This is a genomic window from Pseudoalteromonas sp. NEC-BIFX-2020_015 (genome assembly GCF_012952265.1).
GTDB lineage: Bacteria > Pseudomonadota > Gammaproteobacteria > Enterobacterales > Alteromonadaceae > Pseudoalteromonas > Pseudoalteromonas neustonica.
The window spans coordinates 43,410-67,334 of record NZ_JABCJL010000006.1 but is presented as its reverse complement, the minus strand read 5'-3'; the positions used below and the strand labels follow the sequence as shown (position 1 = coordinate 67,334).

The window sequence follows — 23,925 nt, the reverse complement described above, 5'->3', positions numbered from 1 at the left end:
CCAGTGGCTATTTGCAACGCTAACTACGTTGAATTTACTTGCAATAGACAAGCTTCGACGCGTAAATTCGCCTTGTTATCCCTGAAAATCACCGACAGGAGAGTTGAGTAAGTTTTTATAATTTTAAATCAATACGTTTGTAAATATCTTAACCCGAGTTCAGGTTAGCTATTTTGTTGCTGTATTTAAAATAACGATAGGTTCTAAAATATGTGTGAGGACTTGCTCATATTTACTATTGTCGGTTAAATCTGGCGTATGCAGATCTAAGCCAATCTCGAGATTGTAAGTTTTACTCTCTGGAGCATAGTATTGTATGGCAAGGCTTATAACAGACCTGAATTCAACTGATTTTATAGTCGCGATATGTTGTTCAACCCCATGCCAATTAGCAGTGCCATCAACCACTTTGATAGCGGTTTCTTTTGGATGAATAACTAACAGAGTGTCAACGCTTGGGTATTCCGCTGTAATGTTATTAAACGTGTGCTGCATTGCTGTTTGTATTAACTCAGCGTTGAGCTTACCTGTGTTGGTATCAAAAGCGCCGCCTTGCTCAATAATAAAGTCATTAAACACTGTTTGTGCTTGAGGGTTTAAGTTGGTCAATGTATGTTTTTTTGAGAAATTGGCAACGTTATTATCAAATGCTTCTCGGTAGAGTACTTTGTTACCGGTATTGGCTGTTGGTAACCATATATAGGCTAGATTGCGATGGGTTGCGGGCTTAGCGAATGTAATTGTATTCGCTGTCACGTTGGGGTCGCTATTGTATTGAATTAGTTTGCAACCGACTAAATTTAGCAAAGCGATGATGATAAAAATGTGCTTAATCATTTTTTCGTCTTCCAAGTGTCAATTGTCTCTAATGCGAATTGTAACGCGCTATCCAATTTTGCAGGGTCTTTAAATAATTTGTCGGCATCTTTAACAATAATTTCTTCATCGCTATTAAATTGCGCTACTAACTCAATGCCTCCAGAGCCCATAGTTAAAAGTGTGTCATACTCATCTCGAATACGGATATACACTCTGCTGCCTGGCACATAACCTTGTTCGTTTTGAAATAGTGATACAAATATATCACCACCATCGGCACCACCTTCAAGGTAAGACTCTTCTTGGCCATACCATTTGGCTACGTGGCCTAATAAAATACTGTTAGTAAAATGTGCGCGTACGGTATCAACACCTGCAAATACAAATGCATTTATACCTAGCTTAGTTTTTGTTGTGAAAAGGGCTTTTTTCCAGAGTTCATTACGTAGGTTTTCATTTTCTTGACCAGTAAGCGGGTCATATAAGTTGTCAGCGTTGTCTAATAATTGATGAAATACAGTATAAACTTCGCTGGCATCGACTACTTTAAACCCACGCTCTTCAAGTGCTTTTTTTATAGGTGTCTTATAATGACTTTCTAATTGTTGTTCAAAGTAAGTGAGATCTTCTTCAACATAAAAACCGCCAAATCCGAGTACCTGATGGTTTGATTTTAATTGTGCCGTATTCATGTAATTAGGTGAAGAGTTACAGCCACTAAGTGTGATAAGGATAATAATAGTAAAAATATATCTCATAATAATTCCTGAAAAATGAGTGTAAAATTAAAGTAATTTGATACCAATTTTAGCGAACGAAGTGAGGGTAAGGTGCCTGTATTCACTTCCTCCGACTTGCGAGCGCCAGTTAATTTTGGCTTTTTTATTATTCAAGCTGCTATCAGTATAAAAAATTAAGTATTTGGCTTCCTCTGGTAGAGTAAATTGTGTTTTGTAATATAGATTACCATCCAAGTCTAAGGTTGTTGGTAAGCCATATTCCCATGCTTCATAAGGTTTAAGGTGTTTAATAACCTGCTTTGATTTATCTAAAATCAGTAACTGTGGATAAACCAGTGTTGCAGTTTGAATAAAAGCACCATTGGCGTGACTAAAAACTTGAGCAAAACGACTATTGTGTGGTTTTTCAATCGCAATGAACGGGCTTTTAGCCTCGTTAAAAAGCCTGACTGCCTGCTTTTCTAAATCAAAGTAAGTAAGCTGCTTTGGTTGTTGTGCTACGAATTTAATCGATTTTAAGTCCGAGCAGCATGCAGTACGGTTATTTAACTTGATTAGATCACTTCCAGGCGAATTAGCGCAAGAAGATAAGAACAGAGGTAAGAGCAATGCGGTCGCTAATTTTTTCATAACTTTTATTAGGTATTATTTATGTGTAAATAATACCTAATCTGGAACAAGACTAAAATATATAAAACTTGAATATGTGACACAATGTAAATGAAATTAAACAAATTATGGGGGGGAAGCTGTGTTACTCCAAATAATCGGTGGTATTTAACTACACAAGAAACAAAGTGAAGCATACTTGCAAATATGCATAAACGTATTTAAAAATAACTATAAAATTGAAAAGGCACTTTATGAGTATCATAACTTTAACGACTCACAATAATATTGCGATTTTAACTTTAACAAATGGTGAAAATCGTCAGAACCCACAATTTGCGCAGCAACTCAAACAGATGCTTGCAAAGGTTGTTGAAAATCAAAACCACAAAGCGCTCGTGATCACTTCAAACGATGAAAAGTGCTGGAGCTTAGGTATTGACACTGACTGGCTATTACCTGCAATGAAGGCAAAAAACGCCGATGAAATTCGTACTTTTATGTACGATATGGACGATGTATTTAAAACGTTACTACTTTTCCCAATGCCAGTGATTGCTGCTATTAATGGCCATGCTTTTGGTAACGGTGCAATTTTAGCTTGCGCCTGTGATTTTAGATTTATGCGCGGCGATCGTGGGTTCTTTTGTTTCCCTGAAGTGGATTTATCTATTCCATTTTTACCGGGGATGATAGCTTTTGTAAAAAAAGCGATACCTTATTATCGTTTTAACGAAATGAAGCTAACAGGGCGCCGAGTATCTGGAGCCGAGCTGGCTATTGATCACGTTATTGAGAAAGCCTCAACTGACCAAGAAAACTTATTAGCCGATGCAATGCAGTTTGCAGCCACGTTTGATAAAAAGCGCACTATTTTTGCCGAGCACAAAAAGCGCTTACACAAAGACATTATTCAGATCATTGATGAAGAAAATAAACCATTCATCGATAAGCTAGCCTTGATGGTTTAAGTTATAAATCGCCCCTAGATTGAACAAATTTCAATCCACAAAGGTCAATACGCCCTAGTGAAAAACTAATATGGTTGTATTAAATTTATTCAATTGCATCAGGTTTTTGTACCTGTACACTCTCCGTGTAGTTAACATTTTGTTGCTATGTATATATTGTGTAACTCAAAGGAACGAAAATGAAAAATAAAATTATAGTAATGACATTGGCACTTGGTTTTATCTCTGTAAGCTCAATAGCTGCAACCTCTACTGGTTGGTGGCGTACTGTGTCGGTTCAGGCATCTGCAAGCACTCCTGCAGATCACAATGAAGTATGTGCGCGTGCAGAGAGCAGCTTAAGAGCACAGTACAGTGATGTTACTGAGGTAAGATTACGCCCTAGTTTTGATATGTATTCAGGTACTTTGTATTGCAATGCAATTGGTCAAACACAACAATAATAATAAACTTTTGATTGTTAATAGCATCATCTTTAGGTGATGCTATTTTTTAATTGTTAGAAGGCTTGGTTTCAGAGTAGGCTTTACTGAACATTAGCAGGCACCCACCAACCCCCATCAATACCACTGCAATCCACACTGGCAAATTACCATATTGACTATAAATACTGTCGCCTTCGATTAATTTAATTTCAGCTTTAAGTACGTCAGCTTTAAACTGTGGCATGTTTAATTGAGTGTTACTAATAGGATCGTACACGCCGCTGATACCGTTGTTAGTAACACGAATAAGTGGGCGTTGTAACTCAAGGGCACGCATTCGTGCTATTTGCATATGCTGGTGGGGTCCGTGTGAGGCACCAAACCATGCATCATTGCTGACGGTAAATAAAATATCAGAGTCATTGCGATAATTACCTCGGACTAAATTGGCAAAGGCTATCTCGTAGCAAATGGCTGGCAGGATATTTAAACCGTTAGCACGTAGGTTATTTTGCACTTCATCGCCGCGAGTGAATGATGACATGGGTAAATCAAATAATGGTGCGATAGGGCGCAATATCTCTTCAAACGGTACGAATTCACCAATAGGGAGTAATTGATGCTTTTGATAGCGGTTATTGCCTAGGTATTGATAATGGCCATGCTCATCATCACGCTCTTTATTACCAAGTACTATAAGAGTATTGAAAATAGCGCGAGTATGGCGCTGATAGTCAACAATACCCGTTATGAGCGCTGTATTATTAAAGGATGCAGCACTATCAAGACCCGCTAAAAAACTATCAGCGAGGGCTTCTATTTCGGGGACTGCGGCCTCTGGCCAAACGATTAAATCAGTATTCCAATTTGGCCGAGTCATGTCTTGATATTTGCTCATGGTGGCCCAAAATTCACTGGGTTCAAAACGTAGGTTTTGTTTGATATTACCTTGTACGAGCAGTGTATTAATCGTTTTATCACTGTATTTATTATCATGGCCTACAACACCTATAACGCTGATAAGTCCAATGATCGCAGTGCTGATCAACGTGGTTTTTATTTCTTTATCAAAGATTAAGCGATACAGCGAAAAACCAATGGTTATACATATTAATGTTAAGCCAAACTCACCAACTATAGGGGCTAAATAATTAAGTGGGCTGTCGGTTTGGGTATAGCCAAAACTTAACCAAGGAAAACCTGTAAGTACTACACCACGTAGGTACTCAGTTATAGCAAAGGTGCTAATAAGTAATAAACCGTAGCTATTAGGCCCACTGGCAAAGCGTGCAGAGAGCGCAAAGGCAAGTGCCGGATAGATAGCTAAATAAGCGCATAACAGCACCATCAATAGCAATGAGGCTACTAATGGCATTCCGCCAAAGGTGGCGATAGATACATGCACCCAGCTTATTCCTGCACCAAACCAGCCAAGGCCGAATATAAACCCATATTTAGCGGCATGTTTGCTGGCTAATTTACCATATTGGTTTTTTGATGTATGTGTACTATGGATTGCTACTGCTATGCAGGCAAAGGTGAGGGGCCAAATCTCAAAAGGAGCATAGCTTAGCGTTAAAAAGAGGCCCGCAAATAATGCGAGCCATGCTTTTTTATCTTTTGCTAAGTTTAGGCAATTAGTCAGTATTGTCTTCACTATCGCTGTCATCAGCCTTTGGTACGGTCACTTGTAATTGCAGTAAGCGTCGGCTATCTGCATTAGTGACTTTAAATTGTAGACCATCGATTAAAATGGTTTCGCCGCGTCCAGGCATATGACCAAAGGCATGTAGCACTGTACCACCTATTGTGTCGGCGTCTTGACTGCTATAGCCACTTTTAAATTTTTCATTAAAGTCATCAACGGGTGTTAGCGCTTGAACAATAAACACATGTTTTGCAACTTGACGAATATCTTGTTGCTCTTCTTCTTCATCATGTTCATCTTCAATCTCACCAACGATGAGTTCAAGAATATCTTCAATGGTAACTAAACCGGATACACCGCCATATTCATCAATAACAAGTGCCATATGATAGCGTTGTTGGCGAAATTCATTAAGCAATGTATCAACACGTTTACTTTCAGGTACAACTACCGCTGGGCGTAAATAATCGCGCAGTGATGGCAGTTGATCATCTTTATTTAAAATTAACGGCAGTAAATCTTTTGCTAGTAAAATACCTTCTATATGATCTTTATCTTCACATACCACCGGAAAGCGTGAATGTGTTGAATGAACCATCATTGGAATTAGTTCTTCCAGTGGAGCGTCAACTTCAAGGGTGATCATTTGTGAGCGCGGGATCATGATGTCTCGCACTTTAAGCTCAGACACGCCAAGCACACCTTCAATCATCTCTTTGGTTTCAGGATCAATTACATCCCGTTCTTGCGCGTCGGCAATTACCTCAACCAGCTCTTCTCTATTCTGGGGTTCCCCTTGCAACATTTGGGTAATTTTACCCAACCAGGTCTTGCCAGAAGAACCCTGGCTAGTCTGCGAGTTATCGTCGCTCATTGCGTCTATTTGCTCCGTAAATTTAAATATCGTCCCGATATGGGTCTGCTATGCCTAGATCAGCTAGTAATTGCTTTTCTATGCTTTCCATCTCATTCGCATCTTCATCCTTTATATGGTCAAATCCAAGTAAATGCAAGCATCCGTGGATCACCATATGGGCAAAATGGTCATGAAATGTCTTTTCTTGCTCAATTGCTTCAGCCAATACGATGGCTGGGCAAATAATTAAATCACCGACTAAAGGTATATCTATGCCAGGTGGTGCTTCAAATTCAAACGACAACACATTGGTTGGTTTATCTTTACCACGGTAGTCATTATTGAGTTGCTGGCTTTGTGCTTCATCAGCAATAACAATGCTTAGTTCTGATTCATCACGGTATTGGCTTAATGCTTTATTCGCCCATAGCGCAAATTGCTCAAGGGTAGGCAAGTTGTCAAACTCACAGGCTATTTGTAAATCAAGTTCAGTGTTCACGGCATTACTCTTTAGTAGCAAGTTGATCTTGCTCTTTATTTGCTAGCAAATCTTTGGCGCGCTGTTTTTCTGCACGCTTTAGGCGATCCGCTTCATCATTACGCTCATACGCTTCAACTATGCGCGCAACAACAGGATGGCGAACTACATCATGGGACTGGAAAAAGTTAAAGCTTATTTCTTCTACATCGCTAAGTACTTCAATGGCGTGGCGAAGTCCTGAACGTGCCCCACGAGGTAAATCTACTTGAGTGATATCGCCGGTGATCACTGCCTTTGAATTAAAACCAATACGAGTTAAGAACATTTTCATTTGTTCAACCGTGGTATTTTGGCTCTCGTCTAAAATAATAAAGGCATCGTTAAGTGTACGACCGCGCATAAAAGCCAGTGGTGCAACTTCAATGATGTTTTGCTCAAGTAGTTTTTCTACTTTTTCAAAACCAAGCATTTCAAATAGTGCATCGTAAAGCGGGCGCAGGTATGGGTCTATTTTTTGACTTAAATCACCCGGTAAAAACCCCAATTTCTCACCTGCTTCAACAGCAGGGCGGGTTAGTAAAATACGGCGAATTTCTTGACGTTCTAAGGCATCAACGGCGGCGGCTACGGCTAAATAGGTTTTCCCCGTTCCTGCCGGACCAATACCAAAAGTGATATCGTGACGAAAAATATTTGAGACGTAATGACCTTGGTTATCATTGCGTGGTTTTATAACGCCACGACGCGTTTTGATGACAACTTCTTTGCCATATTCACTTAGCTCGTCTTGCTCTAATGCTTTTGATTCACTAATTGCTAGATGTACTGCGTTAGCTTCAATGTCAGTAATAACACCGCGTACAGGCTGGGTCTCGACATACAAATCTTTAACGATTTCCATGGCTGCAAAGGCACTGGTTGTTTTACCTGTGATTTTAAAGTAGTTGTCGCGGTGAGTAATTTCAACACCTAAACGGCGCTCAATATGTTTGATATTTTCGTCAAACGGGCCACATAAAGCACAAAGACGCTTGTTGTCGGAGGGTTCTAAATAAATCTCTAATTTTTTTAATTGATTACTCAAAATTGCTTCCTATTTTAATGTGCCAGCGAGGCTGGCACGTCAATATCGCCTAAGGAACGAAAGTTGCCACACCTAATTCGTCAGGTGTTACTTGCGGTTCAGGTTGTGCAGCTTTGCTTAAAATATCAGCAGGTGCAACATCGCGGCGCAAGTTCATTTCTGATTCTGTTCGAATTAGGTCACCACGTAAAGAGTTAGGCAGCGCCTCTGTGATACGTACATCAACGAACTGGCCGATCACCGTGTGTGGGCCTACAAAGTTAACAACGCGGTTATTTTCAGTACGTCCACGCAATTCCATCGGGTTTTTCTTTGATGGGCCTTCCACTAAAATACGTTGTTCGGTATCAAACATTTGACGGCTAATTTGCTGCGCCATTTGAGTAATACGGTTTTGTAACAAGTATAAACGTTCTTTTTTCTCTTGCTCAGATACATCATCAGGCAAGTCCGCGGCAGGTGTACCTGGGCGCGCACTGTAGATAAAGCTAAAGCTCATATCAAAACCAATATCGTTGATAAGGTTCATTGTCGCTTCAAAATCCATTTTGCTTTCACCAGGGAACCCAATGATAAAGTCAGATGACATACTTAAATTAGGACGAATTTTACGTAATTTACGAATTGTCGATTTGTACTCAAGCGCGGTATGTCCACGCTTCATTAGATTAAGAATACGATCCGAGCCACTTTGTACTGGTAAATGTAAGTGATCGACAAGTTCAGGTACATCGGCATAAACTTCAATGATATCTGGTGTAAATTCTACCGGGTGCGATGTGGTGTAACGAATACGGTCAATACCATCAATCGCTGCAACATAACGAATTAAATCAGAGAAGTAACAAATTTCGCCATCGTGAGTTTCACCGCGATATGCATTTACGTTTTGACCCAGTAAGTTTACTTCACGTACGTTTTGTTCTGCTAATTGGGCGATTTCTAATAATACATCATCAAGCGGGCGGCTTACTTCTTCGCCACGAGTATAAGGTACTACGCAAAAGGTACAGTATTTAGAGCAGCCTTCCATGATAGATACAAACGCTGACGGGCCATCCGCTTTTGGCTCTGGTAAACGGTCAAACTTCTCAATTTCTGGAAATGAAATATCAACCACTGAGCTGCCTTTGTTACCTTGCACTTGTTTGATCATTTCAGGTAAGCGGTGCAGAGTTTGCGGGCCAAAAATAACGTCGACAAATGGCGCACGTTGGCGAATTGAATCACCTTCTTGCGATGCAACACAGCCACCAACGCCGATAATAAGTTCAGGTTTATCATCTTTTAATAATTTCCAGCGGCCAAGCTGATGAAATACTTTTTCCTGTGCTTTTTCGCGAATTGAACAGGTATTGAGTAAGATTACATCTGCGTCTTTAGCTTCATCGGTTAACTGGTAACCGTTAGTTGCATCGAGAAGATCAGCCATTTTCTGAGAGTCGTATTCATTCATCTGACAACCCCAGGTTTTAATATGCAGCTTTTTACTCATTGAAATATAGCCTCGTTTTCAATTCGGTAGTGGCACAAAAATGTGCTAGAAACAGGATTAAGTGATGCGAAATTTTACTGTTCGCGAACTTAAAGGACGCGTATTTTATCTGGATACCCGCCCAGATCCAAGTATAGTTTTTATCTTTGTGATTTGAAATCAAACAAAGCCTTATTTGCGATGTATTAACAGTAAACTCATTGGCACTTGTAAATAGAAATACGATACAATCAAACGTACTGAAAATAGCCAAATTAGCGATTTAAAAATGATGAAAAATAAGGTTATTGTTGTCGGCGGCGGCATGGTTGGTGCTGCCACGGCTGTTAAGCTTGCTAAACAAGGGTGTCAGGTTCGAGTAATTGAGCACCGTGTAATAAACCCTGAGACTGTTTTAGCAAGTACAAGGGTTGATATTCGTGTTTCTGCAATCAATCGCTTTTCAGAGCATTTATTAGATGAATTAGGTGCAATGCCTATTTTAAAAGCGCATCGTCATGCCCCTTACCAACAATTAGAAGCATTTGAGCGTTCAGGCGATAACTTATTGTTTGATTGTCACGATATCAATACCACGCATTTAGGTCATTTAATTGAAAATAATTTAATTCAAGCAAGCATTTGGCAACAGTTTGCTGAGCATAATATTGAGGTGATTGAAATAACCCAGCCACTGTCAAAAATTGAAGAAACGGATCAGTACGTCACGTTACATTATGGCGAGCAGCAATTTAGTGCAGATCTAGTGGTTGCAGCCGATGGCGGGCAATCATTACTACGTAAAAAAGCAGGTATAGGTGTAACAGGTTGGCAGTATGGGCAGCATTGTATGGGGGTTTTAATAAAGTTAGATGCCCCCCAGCAAGTTAAAACATGGCAGCAATTTAAACCCTCTGGCCCCGTCGCATTTCTACCCATGCAAGCACCTTACGCTAATTTAATTTGTTACCACGATGCAAAGCAACTAAAACAATGGCAACAACTTTCAGCGGTCGAACTAAAGCAACAAATCCTTAAACATTTTCCACCTTTAGCTGGGGATTTTGACGTGATTGACCACGCTGTTTTTCCGTTAGCGCGTCAACATGCAAATAGCTATTCGCACGGGCGAATTGTTTTAGTGGGTGATGCGGCACATACCATAAACCCATTAGCTGGGCAGGGGGTTAATTTAGGTTTTCAAGATGTTGTTGCCTTGGCAAAAATCCTGCACAACTGCAATGATGTTGGAGCTAAAATACAATTAAAGCATTATGAGCAAACACGTAGAAAGGCAAATTTACTCATGATGAGCATGATGGACGCGTGCTACTTTGGTTTTTCAAATCAAGTTGCGCCATTAAAATGGGCACGTAGCCAATTTTTAAAAATGGCGAATGACTCAGGCTTTTTAAAAAATCAGCTTTTAAAATACGCAATAAGTGGACAATTGAACTAGATTAAAGTTATCGGTAAGAAAGCTTTAGTCTGAACTTCAATTTTATAAATGCACGAATCACTTCGTGCATTTTATTATAGACACAAAAAATTGACCTTCTCATACCCGAGCATAAAAAGCTTTTTTGCTAACTTTTGCCACTTGTTTGCATTTTAAAGCGTTCGGAAATTTACGAGTTCATTAATCATCTTTAAATTGCACGCAACCTGATTATAGAAGCGTAAATGTGAATAATTTTTTTATTTTCATAATTTTAGCAGGTACTTTTCTTTTAGGTGTGAGTTTAAAGCCTACCTTTTTGATTTATAAAAAGACAAATAGCTCGCAGTGGGGCTTACTATTGCTGTTAATTATATTTTTTATAATGGCTTATTGGTGGGTGATTTATTATTTCTTTACTCAGGGTGTGGATACCTTTGTTGCTTCTAGTGTGTCATTGATCTTATTTGGTGGCAGTGGTTTTGTTGTACTAGTTACTCGATTAAGTTTAAGCAGTATTATTAAAATAGAAAGAGTAAGCGCACAGCAACGTTTTTTAGCTGAGCATGATGTCCTCACTCGCCTACCAAATAGAAATAAGTTTTTCCGCATTCTTAAAAAGCAAATCAGTCTCAATAATTCATTTACGCTATTTTTCATAGATTTGAATGGATTTAAGCAGGTAAATGACAGGTTCGGCCATCAATACGGTGATGAGCTATTAAGTTTACTCTCTCAAAGCTTGCGCCAGCACTTATCCGGAATTGCTAAGGTATATAGAATCGGTGGCGACGAATTCGCGCTTATTTTATTTTCACGAACAGAAAAAAAATATGTCAATTGTGTCACTGCTATTAATACAGCAATCAGTTTACCTTTTTCAATCAGGGAGCAAAAAATAACGGTCATGCTGAGTATTGGTGTGAGTCGGTTTCCAGATAGTAGCCAACACCAGCATGAGCTGCTGATACAAGCTGATTTGGCTATGTATGAAGCAAAAAGGACGGCTCAGCAAGTTGTTGCTTACTTTCCGGAATTAGGACACAGGGCGCGTGAATTAAGTGAGATGTCTACACGGATAGAAAAAGCATTGCAAGATAATGAATTTGAGTTGCACTTGCAGCCTATATTATCGGCTTTTGGTGGGCAGTTACATGGTGCTGAAGTCCTTATACGCTGGCCTCAAAAAAATGGGGAGTTTATACCACCAAATAAATTGATATCTGTGGCAGAACAAACAGGGTTGATTTTACCTTTATCTCAATGGATTGTATTAAATTCGTTCAAACAGTTGAAAAAGCTAAAGGCGCACGGGTTTTATGGTTTTCTTCATATAAATCTGTCACCTAAAGATTTGGAAAGCGAGGAGTTTTATTATTTTATTGAAATGCTAGTTGAATTGGATCCAAGTGTGAGTAAATCAATTATTTTTGAGATCACTGAAAACGCGATGATGACCAATTTAAATGCTGCGCGTAAAATGATGTCTAAATTGAGTAAGATGGGTTTTAAGTTCAGTGTGGACGATTTCGGTACTGGTTTCTCTTCACTGGTCTTATTAAGAGAATTGCCAATAGACCAAATAAAAATAGATCAATCATTTATAAAAAACATGCTCAATGAGCCAGCTGCATATGCAATCGTTGAATCTACAATATTTTTAGCGAGTAGGCTTAATTGTAATGTGGTTGCTGAAGGTATCGAAGAAAAGAAAGTTGAACAGGCATTAATTAAGTTAAACTGTGATTATGTTCAAGGTTTTTTCTACAGTAAAGCATTGAGTATAGATTGCTTTAGAAAGCGGTATTTAAGATAGGTAATACTAAGAAGATATAAAATTGGCTGGGATACCAGGATTTGAACCTGGGAATGCCAGGATCAAAACCTGGTGCCTTACCGCTTGGCGATATCCCAACTCTAAATTTTACTAGTTTTAGTTCTAAGTAAGAACATGGTGCGGAAGGAGAGACTTGAACTCTCACAACCTAAGTTACTGGAACCTAAATCCAGCGCGTCTACCAATTCCGCCACTCCCGCATACTAATTCATTCTTTAACAACTTTCCTTGGTAGAGGAAGTTGGCTGGGATACCAGGATTTGAACCTGGGAATGCCAGGATCAAAACCTGGTGCCTTACCGCTTGGCGATATCCCAACAAAGAATTATTTGATAATTTTAGTTCTTATCAAGAACATGGTGCGGAAGGAGAGACTTGAACTCTCACAACCTAAGTTACTGGAACCTAAATCCAGCGCGTCTACCAATTCCGCCACTCCCGCATACTATTTTTCATTCTTTTACAACTTTTCTTGGTAGAGAAAGTTGGCTGGGATACCAGGATTTGAACCTGGGAATGCCAGGATCAAAACCTGGTGCCTTACCGCTTGGCGATATCCCAACAAAGAATTATTTGATAATTTTAGTTCCTATCAAGAACATGGTGCGGAAGGAGAGACTTGAACTCTCACAACCTAAGTTACTGGAACCTAAATCCAGCGCGTCTACCAATTCCGCCACTCCCGCATACTTTGTGTTATAAAACACTTGGTAGTTATTTTAAACTCTTTATTGAGCCGCAATTTAACTCTTGCAGAGCCATTTCAAAAGAAATGGTGGCTAAGACGGGATTTGAACCTGTGACCCCATCATTATGAGTGATGTGCTCTAACCAGCTGAGCTACTTAGCCATTGTTGGCTGGGATACCAGGATTTGAACCTGGGAATGCCAGGATCAAAACCTGGTGCCTTACCGCTTGGCGATATCCCAACAATAAACAAGTGATAATTTTAGTTCTTATCAGAACATGGTGCGGAAGGAGAGACTTGAACTCTCACAACCTAAGTTACTGGAACCTAAATCCAGCGCGTCTACCAATTCCGCCACTCCCGCATACTTTGTGTAATTAAACACTTGGTAGTTATTTTAAACTCTTTATTGAGCAACAAAAAATAAATGGTGGCTAAGACGGGATTTGAACCTGTGACCCCATCATTATGAGTGATGTGCTCTAACCAGCTGAGCTACTTAGCCATCTTTTTTGTTTGCACTTCATCGTTGAGTGCGGGGCGTATTATGCTGATATGACCCAAATTCGTCAACACCTTTTTTGCAAAAAAACACGTATCTTTGTTTGTTTGCAGGAAAAATAAGCTAAGCGGCTAAAATTTAATAAAAATGATGGTTTTTTGACTGCTGTATTAAGTTCATTTTGCATTTTTTAGGAACTAGGTTGAGAAAAGAATATCTTTTAGTTGGATCTTATATAGAAGAGTTTGCTGTGTTGGTGAATAAAATAGACGTTTGGGCTTGTTTAATCGACCAAGAGTGTAATGATGTAATCGATATTGAAAGTATTAAATAGAATTTTGGGGCTAAAAATAAAAAAGGCTCGTAAATGAGCCTTTTAAATACTAATAAAAGAAGAGATTATTAAACGTTGAACAAGAAGTTCATTACGTCGCCATCTTTAACTATGTATTCTTTACCTTCTTGACGCATTTTACCTGCTTCTTTTGCACCACTTTCACCCTTGAAGGCAACAAAGTCATCAAAAGCGATAGTTTGTGCACGGATAAAGCCACGCTCAAAGTCAGTATGAATTTTACCTGCGGCTTGTGGTGCTGTTGCGCCTACAGGGATTGTCCATGCACGTACTTCTTTTACACCTGCAGTAAAGTAGGTTTGTAAATGCAGTAGTTCATAGCCACCACGGATCACTAAATTCAAACCAGGCTCATCAAGACCTAGATCGGCCATAAACTCAAGCTTGTCTTCGTCATCAAGTTCAGAAAGCTCAGATTCGATTGCGGCACATACAGGAACCACGACAGCATCTTCTGCTGCGGCAATTTCACGAACGCGATCAAGATATGGATTATTTTCAAACCCATCTTCAGCAACGTTTGCAATATACATCGTTGGTTTGATGGTTAAGAAGTTAACTGAGGCAATAGCTGCTTTTTCTTCTTTAGTTAATGTTAAAGAACGTAAAGTTAGGCCTTCATCAAGGTGTACTTTTACTTTTTCAAGTACGGCATTTTGTTCTTTAGCGTCTTTATCGCCACCTTTGGCTTTTTTCGCATTACGGAAAAGTGCTTTATCAGCGCTATCCATATCAGCAAGTACTAACTCGGTGTTGATCACATCAATATCATCTGCAGGATCAATAGTACCTGCAACGTGAATAATGTTTTCATCTTCAAAGCAGCGAACTACGTGGCCAATAGCATCGGTTTCACGAATGTTAGCTAAAAATTGGTTACCTAAACCTTCACCTTTTGAAGCGCCTTTTACAAGACCTGCAATATCCACAAATTCCATACTTGTTGTAAGGATGCGCTGTGGATTTACAATTTTTGCAAGTTCGTCTAGGCGAGGATCTGGCACCGGTACCACACCCGTATTAGGCTCAATGGTACAAAAAGGAAAGTTAGCGGCTTCAATACCCGCTTTGGTTAATGCATTGAAAAGTGTTGATTTACCAACATTAGGCAAACCGACGATGCCACATTTGAAACCCATAGTAAGATACCTTGTTTAGATTCGTTTAAACGGTTTTACTTAATACCTAAGCTACTAGGGTTTAAACGAATGTAGTCTGTTTTGTGCTTTTAACACACCGTCTTTTGCAAGTATTTCCATACAGCGAACTGCTTCATCAACTGCGGCATCCATTTTTTCTTGGTCTGCTTTGGCTGCTTTTCCAAGCACCCAACCAGTCACCATTTCACGATGTCCAGGATGACCTACACCTATTCGTAAACGCATGAAATCTTTTTGATTTGCCATCTTTGCAATAATGTCTTTTAACCCATTATGGCCACCGTGTCCGCCACCTTTTTTTAATTTGGCAACACCGGGATCGAGATCCAATTCATCGTGAGCAACTAAAATGCTCTCAACGGGGATTTTGAAAAAGTTGGCTAAACTACCGACTGCTTTACCACTTAAATTCATATAAGTAGTGGGGATCAGTAATTTGAATTCTTGACCTTGGATGATCACTTTACCTGTAAGGCCGTGATACTTAGGATCGTGTTTTAGCGTGCAGTTATAGCGTGCAGCGAGTTGCTCAATGAACCAAGCACCTGCATTGTGGCGTGTGTTTGCGTATTCGGGGCCTGGATTAGCCAGGCCCACAAGCATTTGAATAGAATTCAAGGTGCAAACCTAGAAATTATTCTGCAGCTTCGTCTTCAACTGGCGCAGCTTTGTTAGCTTTGATAGTTACGATAGACTGGTCGTGATCAGCACCTTTCGCTAAATCAACAGATGAAACACCTGCAGGAAGTTTAACGTCAGAAATGTGGATTGAATCACCGGCTACTAAAGCAGCAACGTTAACTTCAACGAACTCAGGAAGTGCTTTTGGAAGACACGTGATTTCGATTTCAGTTAATTGGTGAACAACCGTGTTACCAGCTTTAGTTACTACGTCTTCACCGATAAAGTGAACAGGCACTTTAGTGTGAAGTTTGTGAGCAGCATCTACACGTTGGAAATCAAGGTGAGTGATCTTAGGCTTGAACGGGTGACGTTGAATATCTTTAAGGATAGCTTCAACTTTTTCACCAGCGATATCAAGAGTAAGAATGTGAGTGTAGAAACCTTCACTTTCTTGTGCTTTGATCATATCTTTATGTTCAAAAGTAAGAGTCGTAGCTTCTTTATCTGCACCGTAAAGGATAGCAGGAACTTTGTCTTCGCGACGTAGGCGGCGGCTCGCACCTGTACCAGTTTCTGTGCGTAGTTCTGCATTAAATGTATATGTTTCGTTAGACATGATGTCTCCAATAATTAAAAGAGTTAGGGCCTTTGCGACCAAGGTCCCTAGCCAAAAGGCGCGCTATCATAACACCACCCCTAACTAAAATAAACAACGGGTATAAAAAAAGCACCTTAAAGGTGCTTTATTATAATCAGTGTGTCTGTAACTAATAAGTTTAGTGTTCAAACATTGCTGAAATAGATTCTTCGTTGCTGATACGGCGAATTGTTTCAGCTAGCATGTCTGCAAGAGTTAACACTTTGATTTTATCAATTGCTTGTAATTCAGCAGACAGTGGAATTGAGTCAGTAACAATGACTTCATCAATGACAGAATTACGGATGTTTTCTACCGCTTGTCCTGATAATACAGGATGGGTTGCATAAGCAAACACGCGTTTTGCGCCATGTTCTTTAAGTGCTTCTGCAGCTTTGCACAATGTACCACCGGTGTCGATCATGTCATCAACAATAATACAGTCACGACCTTCAACATCACCAATGATATGCATTACTTGAGAAACGTTCGCTTGTGGGCGACGTTTATCGATGATAGCTAAATCTGTGTCGTTTAATAATTTTGCAATTGCGCGAGCACGTACTACACCACCAATATCAGGTGATACAACAACAACATCATCAAACTTACGTTCTTTCATGTCTTCTAGTAATACAGGGCTACCAAATACGTTATCTACTGGCACATCAAAGAAACCTTGAATTTGCTCAGCATGTAAGTCAACCGTAAGAACGCGGTCAACACCAACACTTGATAAGAAGTCTGCAACAACTTTAGCTGTGATTGGAACACGGGCAGAACGTACACGACGGTCTTGACGTGCATAACCAAAATAAGGAATGACGGCTGTAATGCGACCTGCTGATGCACGACGTAATGCATCAACCATAACAATAAGCTCCATTAAGTTATCGTTAGTAGGGGCGCAGGTTGATTGCACAATAAAAACATCCGAGCCACGAACATTTTCATTAATTTGAACACTGATCTCACCGTCGCTAAAACGGCCAACAACAGCATCGCCAACTTCAATATATAAACGTTTTGCAACTTTTTGAGCTAAGTCAGGTGTTGCGTTACCAGCGAAGAGCTTCATGTCAGGCACGGTAGGGTTCCTCAGGCACTGAATTTTTGGACTAACAAGCGATGCAAACGCGTCGCATGTTAACTTTAATTTTATTTACTTGTACGTTACTTCATTGCTTCAATGTATAGCGTTCAACTGCGTATGGGCAGGAGAGATATTAACGCTACTGGCAATAAAACCACTCCATGTTTTGGGGAGGTTTTCAAGAACAAGTTGCGCTTCTTTTTGCGTTGCAAATTCAGCAAAACAACATGAACCTGTGCCAGTCATCTTTGACGGAGCGTATTTTAGCAACCACTGGAGGGTCTTTTCAACCTCAGGACAAAGCTTTTTAACTAATGACTCACAATCGTTGCGTAAAGTCTGTTGCTGCCAATCGCCTTTGAGCTTAGGAGTATCACGTTTTAAATCGGGGTGAGTAAATATTTTAGCCGTACTTATATGTTCGTTTGGATGAACGACGCAAAACCACTTTTTTTCTAGCTCAACATCGACTAACTTCTCACCAATGCCTTGTGCTAAGGCGCTTCTACCATTTATGAACACGGGCACATCGGCTCCAAGTTTTATTCCTAATTGGGCTAATTCATCCAATGATAAGTGACATTTCCATAATTTATTAAGTGCTAAAAGCGTGCTTGCAGCATCGGATGAACCGCCACCGACTCCGCCCCCCATAGGTAATATTTTAATTAAATTTATTTTTACACCAAACGATATTTGACAGTGGTTTTGTAACAAAATGGCTGCTTTATAGATCAAATTATCATTTAAGGGGATTCCTTGGGTGTCACCTGTGACTTCAATGCTTGCTGTATTTGTTAAAGTGAAGGTGAGTTCGTCGCCATAATTTAAAAAAGTAAATAGGGTTTCCAGTTCATGGTAGCCATCTTCACGGCGACCATTAATGTGTAAAAATAAGTTAAGTTTGGCTGGTGCCAGTAATGAAAAAGAAGTCATAGTTTGCTTAGTCATATTAATTAAAGTGCCACTCGTAGAGTTGAATTTTTATTTTAATGTCTTGATGTTTTAATGTTAATTTTTTTGGTAACCAAAACCCAGCATGTTGTTGATAATCGCCGTAGCTAATATCCCATCGGCTGCCATCAATATCTTGCCAGGTAATACTTTTCGCTCGACCTAATTCATCTACTTGCAGTGACTCATCTGTAGCCGTTCCTTTTAGCCAGTGCTCAGCATTTTCAAGAGGAATAGTAAAGCCAGTTAATCGATGCAATAACGCTGAGGCGTTTTGATCATAAAAAACCTGGTCGTCATACTCAAGCTCAGCCCCTTCAGCCGATTGTTTTAACGCTAATACTCGTGTTCCAATAAATGTTGTGAGAATAAGTTGATTTAACTCTTCCTTTTGCTGCCAGTTTAAATTAGCAGATTGACGTTCTTGTGAACTGATAAATGCCATCTTACCTTCAACTTGCCAGTTACTTTGTTGCGATAATTGGTCCTTCCAATTGGCATAAAGGGCTGTTTGTTGATCAATTCGGTGAGCGCAACCGCTTAAAAATAAAAAAAATGTGAGTAAAATCAAATATAGTCGAATCAAATGTCGTTCCTTACTTTCCATATTCAGCTGATTTTTGGTAAAATTATTGCCTTTCGAGCATGGCTTAGCAATATTTGGCAAATATGACCATAGTAGCACTTGGTATTAATCACAAAACCGCATCCGTAGAATTACGAGAAAAGGTCGCCTTTTCGCCTGAGCAATTATCAGAGGCGTTACAGCAACTAAGTGATCATGAACAGTTTAATGAAGCCGTTATAGTATCAACCTGTAACCGCACCGAAATCTATTGTAGCCTTGCTCAGCAAAATTCCCAAACACTGTTACAGTGGCTTGCAAGTTTCCATGGTTTAGATGAACAAGAGCTGAGTGACAATATATATTGTCATGAAGACCAAGACGCTATCAATCATTTAATGCGCGTATCGTGTGGGCTCGATTCATTGGTGTTGGGGGAGCCGCAAATTTTAGGGCAAATTAAGCAGGCTTATAACAGCGCTAAAAACCATAATTCGGTTAACTTGATTTTTGATCGTTTATTTCAAAAAACATTTTCAGTGGCAAAGCAAGTCAGAACAGAGACCGAGATAGGCGCAAGCGCTGTTTCAGTTGCGTACGCTGCAGTTAATTTAGCAAAGCATATTTATGGAAAGTTAGATAAAACAAATGTGCTATTAATAGGTGCAGGGGAAACAATAGAGCTAGTCGCTAAACATTTATACCAAAATGAGCCACAGCAAATTACAGTCGCAAACCGTACTATTGAACGCGCTAAATTATTAGCACAAGACGTTAATGCGGATGTTATTGCATTAGCACAGTTACCTGAGCGATTACATCAAGCAGATATCGTTATTAGTTCGACTGCGAGTACACTCCCTATTATTGGTAAAGGTGTGGTTGAACAAGCACTAAAACAACGTCGTAATAAGCCAATGTTATTTATTGATATTGCTGTGCCGCGTGACATTGAAAGTCAAGTTGGTGAATTAGATGCCGCCTATTTGTATTCGGTTGATGACTTACAGGCAATAGTAAGCGAAAATATCGCCTCAAGAGAACAAGCCGCTGACGAGGCGCAAGTTATTATTACTCAGCGCTGTGCTGAATTTGTAATGTGGATGCGTTCACTCGACTCAGTCGATTTGATTCGTACATATCGTCAAGATGTACATGATATAAAGTCTGAATTGGTTGATAAGGCAATTAGCCAATTAAATACTGGTAAAGACGCAGAAAAAATTATTTTAGAGCTGGCCAACAAATTAACCAACCGTTTGATGCACGCGCCTACCCGTGCAATTCAAGATGCGGCTAAAAAAGGTGAAGTTGCTCAGTTAAGCCAATTAAAGAAAATGTTAGGTATTGATCAGGAATAACAGTTACATGAAAGAGTCCGTTTATCATAAATTAGAAACCTTAGTTGAGCGTTATGAAGAAGTCCAAGCGTTACTAAGTGACCCGTCGGTTATTAGCGATCAAAACCGCTTTCGTGCTCTTTCTAAAGAATATTCTGAGCTGGAAGAAATCGTTAAAGCATTTTTAGGCTATCAAGAAACACAAAGTGATGTTGTTGCTGCAGAAGAAATGCTGAAAGATTCAGACCCAGATATGCGTGAAATGGCGCAAGAAGAATATAAAGAAGCAAAAGCACAAATTCTGGTAATTGAAGATCAAATACAAGTATTAATGTTGCCAAAAGACCCGCGAGATAATAACAACGTGTTTGTTGAAGTACGCGCTGGGACGGGCGGTGATGAAGCGGCTATTTTTGCAGGTGACTTATTCCGTATGTACAGCCGTTACGCAGAAACTAAAAAATGGAAAGTAGAAGTTGTGAGCACCAATGAAGGTGAGCACGGTGGTTACAAAGAAGTGATTGCGAATATCAGTGGTGAAGGTGTTTACGGGCAATTAAAGTTTGAATCAGGTGTACATCGCGTACAACGTGTGCCAGAAACTGAGTCTCAGGGGCGCGTGCATACGTCAGCGTGTACTGTAGCGGTGATGGCGGAAGTACCAGAGGCCGAAGCGATACAAATTAACACCGCGGATTTAAAAGTTGATACCTTTCGTGCATCAGGTGCCGGTGGTCAGCACGTTAATAAAACAGATTCAGCTATTCGACTTACGCATATACCTACTGGTGTTGTGGTTGAGTGTCAGGATCAACGTTCACAGCATAAAAACCGCGCTAAAGCGATGTCAGTACTTGCAGCTAGATTACAGCAAGCCGAAGATGAGAAACGCCATGCAGCAGAAGCATCAGAGCGTCGTAACTTAGTGGGAAGCGGTGATCGTTCAGAGCGAATTCGTACTTACAACTACCCGCAAGGACGTATTACAGATCATCGTATCAATCTCACTTTATATCGCTTAAATGAAGTAGTAGCAGGTGATTTAGGCTGTGTGGTTGAGCCGCTTATGCAAGAATATCAAGCTGATTTATTAGCCGCAATGGGTGATGAATAATCGTGACAGACACGGTTGACTCAGCAATTAAACGGGCTGCTTTGCTATTGCAAAGTAGCACCGACAGTGCAAAACTAGATGCGCAAGTTTTATTACTTGATGTGCTCCAAAAACCACATAGCTATTTATTTAGTTGGCCTGAAAAGCAGCTTAGTGCAGCTCAAGAGTTGCAATTTGATGAGTATTGTCAGCGACGTTTAAATGGTGAACCTGTTGCCCATATAACAGGTTTGCGAGAGTTTTGGAGTTTACCATTACAAGTTAATGCAAGCACTTTGATCCCACGCCCAGATACAGAAACATTGGTTGAACATGCCTTAGGTTTACAGTTACCGACAGTTGCTAATGTGCTTGATTTGGGCACGGGCACAGGTGCAATTGCACTTGCGCTTGCCAGCGAAATGCCACATTGGCAGATAACGGGTGTTGATAGAGTGAGCGAGGCTGTCGCACTTGCTAATACGAATAAGCAGCGCTTAGGGTTTACGAATGTAGGCTTTGTGCAAAGTGATTGGTTTAGTGAAGTAGCAATGCAACAGTTTGATTTAATTGTTAGTAATCCGCCTTATATTGAACAAGATGATATCCACTTAAATCAAGGTGATGTTCGTTTTGAACCGCTGTCAGCATTAGTAGCTGACGATGACGGTATGGCCGATATCAAGTACATTATTACTCAAGCGCGTGATTATTTAACGACAAATGGCTATCTTCTGATAGAGCATGGTTATCAACAAAGTACTAAAGTGCATAGTTTTTTTGCACAAATGGCGTATACAAATATACTTACAGTTAAAGATTTAGCAAATAACGATCGTGTAACGCTTGCACAGTGGCCTGGATAATTATAAAAATTGCAGTGCGAGAGCAACGAAAACCGCCTTTGAGGACTAAGTGAATGGATGATTTTTTATTTTCGGATGAACCGCAAGAAGAAGAAGTAGAAGTAATTAAGGGGACCTGGAAAGTCATCATTGTTGATGATGAATCTGAAGTTCATGCAGTAACTAAATTAGCGTTGAGTGACTTTGAATTTCAAAATAAGCGCTTAGAGTTTATTAGTGCTTATTCAGGTGCGGAAGCAAAAAAAGTAATAGACAATAATCCAGATGCCGCAATTGTACTTCTAGATGTAGTGATGGAAACGGATGACGCCGGGCTTAAAGTTGCACAGTATATTCGTGAAGTCGCTAAAAATAATCATATCCGTATTATTCTGCGTACAGGTCAACCAGGGCAAGCACCAGAGCGTCAAGTTATCGTTAATTATGATATCAACGATTATAAATCGAAGACTGAACTGACGGCACAAAAGCTATTCACCGTTGTGATGTCGAGCTTACGTTCTTATCGCGATATATTATCGATTGAGCAATCTCGCCAAGGTCTTGAAAAAATAATTAAAGCATCGCGAGATATTTTTTCAGCTCACTCAATTGAGAGTTTTATTGAGGGCGTTATGCAACAATTAACTTCTTTGATAGGCACCGTAGATCAAGCAATGTATGCAACCAGTTTAGTTGCAGGTAACCCACAAGATAACCAAAAAAAGCTGGTTGTTTTTTCTGGTCGCGGCGATTTTGAACGCAGTGAGGGTAAAGCGATTGAAGAAGTATTAAGTACTGATCAATTACTCGCATGCAAAGAAGCATTACAAGGTAAAACAATTATTTATAAAGATAATTATTTATTTGCGTATTGTTGTAGTGAGTATAACCATAATTCAATGTTGTTCATTTCAGGTATTCCGCAACATTTGACGGATACACAACGTCATCTAATTAAGATTTTTTCACAAAACGTGCAACTAGCGTATGAAAATGTGCAATTACAATCAGAAATAGAAGCGACACAACAAGAATTGATGCTTCGTTTAAGTGAAGCGCTTGAACAACGCTCAACAGAAACGGGAAACCATGTAAAACGGGTTTCTCATATTTGTCATATTTTAGCGCTGGGTTATGGTTTATCAAAACGTGAAGCAGAACTTATTCGTTTAGCATCGCCTTTACATGATGTAGGTAAAGTCGGTATTCCAGATGCGATACTTAATAAGCCATCTAAACTGACAGATGCTGAATGGGAAGTCATGAAAACGCATACTCAAAAAGGGCATGCAATTTTAAAAGATTCAACACGTGAAATTGTGAATGCAGGTGCATTAATTGCCCGTGATCATCATGAAAAATGGGATGGCTCTGGGTATCCTCTGGGGCTAAAAGAAAAAAACATCCACATTTTTGGCAGAATAGTCGCACTTGCTGACGTTTATGATGCACTACGACACAAGCGTTGTTATAAAGAGGCGTGGACATGTGAGAAAGTAGTCGAAGAAATTAATCAACAAAAAGGTAAACACTTTGAGCCTAAATTAGTTGATATATTTAATGACAATCTTGATGAATTAGAGCAAGTATTAGCGCGTTATCCTGACTAGGGGCGCGTTGACCTTTGTGGATTGAAATTTGTTCAATCTAGGGGCGATTTAATCGCGGCGCGAGGTTTGTAAC

At 39.8% G+C, this 23,925-nt stretch carries 22 protein-coding genes and 10 tRNA genes; 8 read left to right on the top strand and 24 right to left on the bottom strand.

Annotated elements, in window-relative coordinates; genetic code table 11:
* Positions 1-168: 168 nt before the first annotated feature.
* The 3 genes from HH219_RS06200 to HH219_RS06190 are packed head-to-tail and all read right to left on the bottom strand — an operon-like array spanning position 169 to position 2,189.
* Positions 169-837, bottom strand: coding sequence for a hypothetical protein (locus HH219_RS06200; protein WP_169326938.1), 669 nt, complete (start codon positions 835-837; stop codon positions 169-171).
* A complete protein-coding gene (locus HH219_RS06195; RefSeq protein ID WP_249118465.1) occupies positions 834-1,577 on the bottom strand; it encodes a hypothetical protein in 744 nt (247 codons plus the stop codon). Before HH219_RS06195 ends, HH219_RS06200 begins: the two co-directional genes overlap by 4 nt.
* A 27-nt stretch (positions 1,578-1,604) precedes the next feature.
* Positions 1,605-2,189 carry a MalM family protein gene (locus HH219_RS06190; RefSeq protein WP_169326937.1) on the bottom strand — a complete coding sequence of 195 codons (585 nt, stop codon included), beginning with the start codon at positions 2,187-2,189 and terminating at the stop codon, positions 1,605-1,607.
* 233 nt (positions 2,190-2,422) lie between these two features.
* On the opposite strand from HH219_RS06190, the gene HH219_RS06185 reads away from it, so the two are divergent.
* Positions 2,423-3,139 (top strand): enoyl-CoA hydratase/isomerase family protein, encoded by a 717-nt coding sequence (locus HH219_RS06185; RefSeq protein ID WP_169326936.1) that lies wholly within the window; start codon positions 2,423-2,425, stop codon positions 3,137-3,139.
* Between the two features lie 179 nt (positions 3,140-3,318).
* Complete coding sequence (locus HH219_RS06180) at positions 3,319-3,582, top strand: hypothetical protein (protein WP_169326935.1); 264 nt, start codon at positions 3,319-3,321, stop codon at positions 3,580-3,582.
* A gap of 49 nt (positions 3,583-3,631) precedes the next feature.
* Here the strand turns inward: HH219_RS06180 and lnt are convergent, their stop codons facing one another.
* From lnt to miaB, 5 genes are read right to left on the bottom strand one after another with little or no spacing between them, the layout of a single operon-like run.
* Entirely contained in the window at positions 3,632-5,221 is a 1,590-nt protein-coding gene (gene lnt, locus HH219_RS06175) for an apolipoprotein N-acyltransferase (protein ID WP_169326934.1), read from the bottom strand.
* Entirely contained in the window at positions 5,202-6,086 is an 885-nt protein-coding gene (gene corC, locus HH219_RS06170; RefSeq protein ID WP_054206473.1) for a CNNM family magnesium/cobalt transport protein CorC, read from the bottom strand. Before corC ends, lnt begins: the two co-directional genes overlap by 20 nt.
* A gap of 22 nt (positions 6,087-6,108) precedes the next feature.
* Positions 6,109-6,567, bottom strand: a complete 459-nt coding sequence (ybeY, locus tag HH219_RS06165; protein ID WP_054206472.1) for an rRNA maturation RNase YbeY — start codon at positions 6,565-6,567, stop codon at positions 6,109-6,111.
* 4 nt (positions 6,568-6,571) lie between these two features.
* Complete coding sequence (locus tag HH219_RS06160; RefSeq protein WP_169326933.1) at positions 6,572-7,633, bottom strand: PhoH family protein; 1,062 nt, start codon at positions 7,631-7,633, stop codon at positions 6,572-6,574.
* Positions 7,634-7,682: 49 nt separating this feature from the next.
* Positions 7,683-9,128: a tRNA (N6-isopentenyl adenosine(37)-C2)-methylthiotransferase MiaB gene (gene miaB, locus HH219_RS06155; RefSeq protein WP_169326932.1), complete on the bottom strand. Its 1,446-nt coding sequence runs from the start codon at positions 9,126-9,128 to the stop codon at positions 7,683-7,685.
* 268 nt (positions 9,129-9,396) lie between these two features.
* Here miaB and HH219_RS06150 point away from each other — a divergent pair, with 268 nt between their 5' ends.
* Positions 9,397-10,566, top strand: coding sequence for an FAD-dependent oxidoreductase (locus tag HH219_RS06150; protein WP_169326931.1), 1,170 nt, complete (start codon positions 9,397-9,399; stop codon positions 10,564-10,566).
* A 226-nt stretch (positions 10,567-10,792) separates the two neighbouring features.
* Positions 10,793-12,361: a bifunctional diguanylate cyclase/phosphodiesterase gene (locus HH219_RS06145; RefSeq protein WP_169326930.1), complete on the top strand. Its 1,569-nt coding sequence runs from the start codon at positions 10,793-10,795 to the stop codon at positions 12,359-12,361.
* A gap of 23 nt (positions 12,362-12,384) precedes the next feature.
* On the opposite strand, the gene HH219_RS06140 is transcribed toward HH219_RS06145, so the two are convergent.
* The 16 genes from HH219_RS06140 to lolB all read right to left on the bottom strand — a co-directional run bounded on the left by HH219_RS06140 (position 12,385) and on the right by lolB (position 18,982).
* Positions 12,385-12,459 (bottom strand) — tRNA-Gln (locus HH219_RS06140).
* Positions 12,460-12,497: 38 nt separating this feature from the next.
* Positions 12,498-12,582, bottom strand: a tRNA-Leu gene (locus HH219_RS06135).
* Positions 12,583-12,624: 42 nt separating this feature from the next.
* Positions 12,625-12,699, bottom strand: a tRNA-Gln gene (locus HH219_RS06130).
* Between the two features lie 40 nt (positions 12,700-12,739).
* Positions 12,740-12,824 (bottom strand) — tRNA-Leu (locus HH219_RS06125).
* Positions 12,825-12,868: 44 nt separating this feature from the next.
* Positions 12,869-12,943, bottom strand: a tRNA-Gln gene (locus HH219_RS06120).
* Positions 12,944-12,983: 40 nt separating this feature from the next.
* Positions 12,984-13,068: transfer RNA gene (locus tag HH219_RS06115), tRNA-Leu, on the bottom strand.
* A gap of 87 nt (positions 13,069-13,155) precedes the next feature.
* Positions 13,156-13,232: transfer RNA gene (locus tag HH219_RS06110), tRNA-Met, on the bottom strand.
* 5 nt (positions 13,233-13,237) lie between these two features.
* Positions 13,238-13,312 (bottom strand) — tRNA-Gln (locus HH219_RS06105).
* A gap of 38 nt (positions 13,313-13,350) precedes the next feature.
* Positions 13,351-13,435: transfer RNA gene (locus HH219_RS06100), tRNA-Leu, on the bottom strand.
* 64 nt (positions 13,436-13,499) lie between these two features.
* Positions 13,500-13,576: transfer RNA gene (locus HH219_RS06095), tRNA-Met, on the bottom strand.
* A 399-nt stretch (positions 13,577-13,975) separates the two neighbouring features.
* Positions 13,976-15,067: a redox-regulated ATPase YchF gene (gene ychF / locus HH219_RS06090; RefSeq protein ID WP_169326929.1), complete on the bottom strand. Its 1,092-nt coding sequence runs from the start codon at positions 15,065-15,067 to the stop codon at positions 13,976-13,978.
* Between the two features lie 54 nt (positions 15,068-15,121).
* Entirely contained in the window at positions 15,122-15,706 is a 585-nt protein-coding gene (gene pth, locus HH219_RS06085) for an aminoacyl-tRNA hydrolase (RefSeq protein ID WP_054206466.1), read from the bottom strand.
* Positions 15,707-15,722: 16 nt separating this feature from the next.
* The gene (locus tag HH219_RS06080; RefSeq protein WP_054206465.1) at positions 15,723-16,328 is read right to left on the bottom strand and encodes a 50S ribosomal protein L25/general stress protein Ctc; all 606 of its coding nucleotides are present in this window, start codon (positions 16,326-16,328) and stop codon (positions 15,723-15,725) included.
* A gap of 160 nt (positions 16,329-16,488) precedes the next feature.
* Positions 16,489-17,436 carry a ribose-phosphate pyrophosphokinase gene (locus tag HH219_RS06075; protein ID WP_054206464.1) on the bottom strand — a complete coding sequence of 316 codons (948 nt, stop codon included), beginning with the start codon at positions 17,434-17,436 and terminating at the stop codon, positions 16,489-16,491.
* Between the two features lie 99 nt (positions 17,437-17,535).
* On the bottom strand, positions 17,536-18,393 hold the full coding sequence (gene ispE / locus HH219_RS06070) for a 4-(cytidine 5'-diphospho)-2-C-methyl-D-erythritol kinase (RefSeq protein WP_249118464.1): 858 nt from the start codon (positions 18,391-18,393) through the stop codon (positions 17,536-17,538).
* 1 nt (position 18,394) lies between these two features.
* Entirely contained in the window at positions 18,395-18,982 is a 588-nt protein-coding gene (gene lolB / locus HH219_RS06065) for a lipoprotein insertase outer membrane protein LolB (protein WP_169326928.1), read from the bottom strand.
* Between the two features lie 83 nt (positions 18,983-19,065).
* On the opposite strand from lolB, the gene hemA reads away from it, so the two are divergent.
* Genes hemA through HH219_RS06045 form a run of 4 tightly spaced genes read left to right on the top strand, consistent with a single transcriptional unit; the run spans position 19,066 to position 23,852 of the window.
* Positions 19,066-20,322 (top strand): glutamyl-tRNA reductase, encoded by a 1,257-nt coding sequence (gene hemA / locus HH219_RS06060; RefSeq protein ID WP_054206462.1) that lies wholly within the window; start codon positions 19,066-19,068, stop codon positions 20,320-20,322.
* A 7-nt stretch (positions 20,323-20,329) separates the two neighbouring features.
* Positions 20,330-21,415, top strand: coding sequence for a peptide chain release factor 1 (prfA, locus tag HH219_RS06055; protein WP_169326927.1), 1,086 nt, complete (start codon positions 20,330-20,332; stop codon positions 21,413-21,415).
* 2 nt (positions 21,416-21,417) lie between these two features.
* Positions 21,418-22,260 carry a peptide chain release factor N(5)-glutamine methyltransferase gene (prmC, locus tag HH219_RS06050; protein ID WP_169326926.1) on the top strand — a complete coding sequence of 281 codons (843 nt, stop codon included), beginning with the start codon at positions 21,418-21,420 and terminating at the stop codon, positions 22,258-22,260.
* A 53-nt stretch (positions 22,261-22,313) separates the two neighbouring features.
* Positions 22,314-23,852: a response regulator gene (locus HH219_RS06045; RefSeq protein WP_054206459.1), complete on the top strand. Its 1,539-nt coding sequence runs from the start codon at positions 22,314-22,316 to the stop codon at positions 23,850-23,852.
* Positions 23,853-23,925: the final 73 nt, after the last annotated feature.

Bases quoted from the DNA above. Each gene is read 5' to 3' on its own strand.
- HH219_RS06200 (WP_169326938.1), bottom strand. From the start codon at position 837: ATGATTAAGCACATTTTTATCATCATCGCTTTGCTAAATTTAGTCGGT.
- HH219_RS06195 (WP_249118465.1), bottom strand. From the start codon at position 1,577: ATGAGATATATTTTTACTATTATTATCCTTATCACACTTAGTGGCTGT.
- HH219_RS06190 (WP_169326937.1), bottom strand. From the start codon at position 2,189: ATGAAAAAATTAGCGACCGCATTGCTCTTACCTCTGTTCTTATCTTCT.
- HH219_RS06185 (WP_169326936.1), top strand. From the start codon at position 2,423: ATGAGTATCATAACTTTAACGACTCACAATAATATTGCGATTTTAACT.
- HH219_RS06180 (WP_169326935.1), top strand. From the start codon at position 3,319: ATGAAAAATAAAATTATAGTAATGACATTGGCACTTGGTTTTATCTCT.
- corC (WP_054206473.1), bottom strand. From the start codon at position 6,086: ATGAGCGACGATAACTCGCAGACTAGCCAGGGTTCTTCTGGCAAGACC.
- miaB (WP_169326932.1), bottom strand. From the start codon at position 9,128: ATGAGTAAAAAGCTGCATATTAAAACCTGGGGTTGTCAGATGAATGAA.
- HH219_RS06150 (WP_169326931.1), top strand. From the start codon at position 9,397: ATGATGAAAAATAAGGTTATTGTTGTCGGCGGCGGCATGGTTGGTGCT.
- ychF (WP_169326929.1), bottom strand. From the start codon at position 15,067: ATGGGTTTCAAATGTGGCATCGTCGGTTTGCCTAATGTTGGTAAATCA.
- HH219_RS06080 (WP_054206465.1), bottom strand. From the start codon at position 16,328: ATGTCTAACGAAACATATACATTTAATGCAGAACTACGCACAGAAACT.
- ispE (WP_249118464.1), bottom strand. From the start codon at position 18,393: ATGACTAAGCAAACTATGACTTCTTTTTCATTACTGGCACCAGCCAAA.
- hemA (WP_054206462.1), top strand. From the start codon at position 19,066: ATGACCATAGTAGCACTTGGTATTAATCACAAAACCGCATCCGTAGAA.
- prfA (WP_169326927.1), top strand. From the start codon at position 20,330: ATGAAAGAGTCCGTTTATCATAAATTAGAAACCTTAGTTGAGCGTTAT.
- HH219_RS06045 (WP_054206459.1), top strand. From the start codon at position 22,314: ATGGATGATTTTTTATTTTCGGATGAACCGCAAGAAGAAGAAGTAGAA.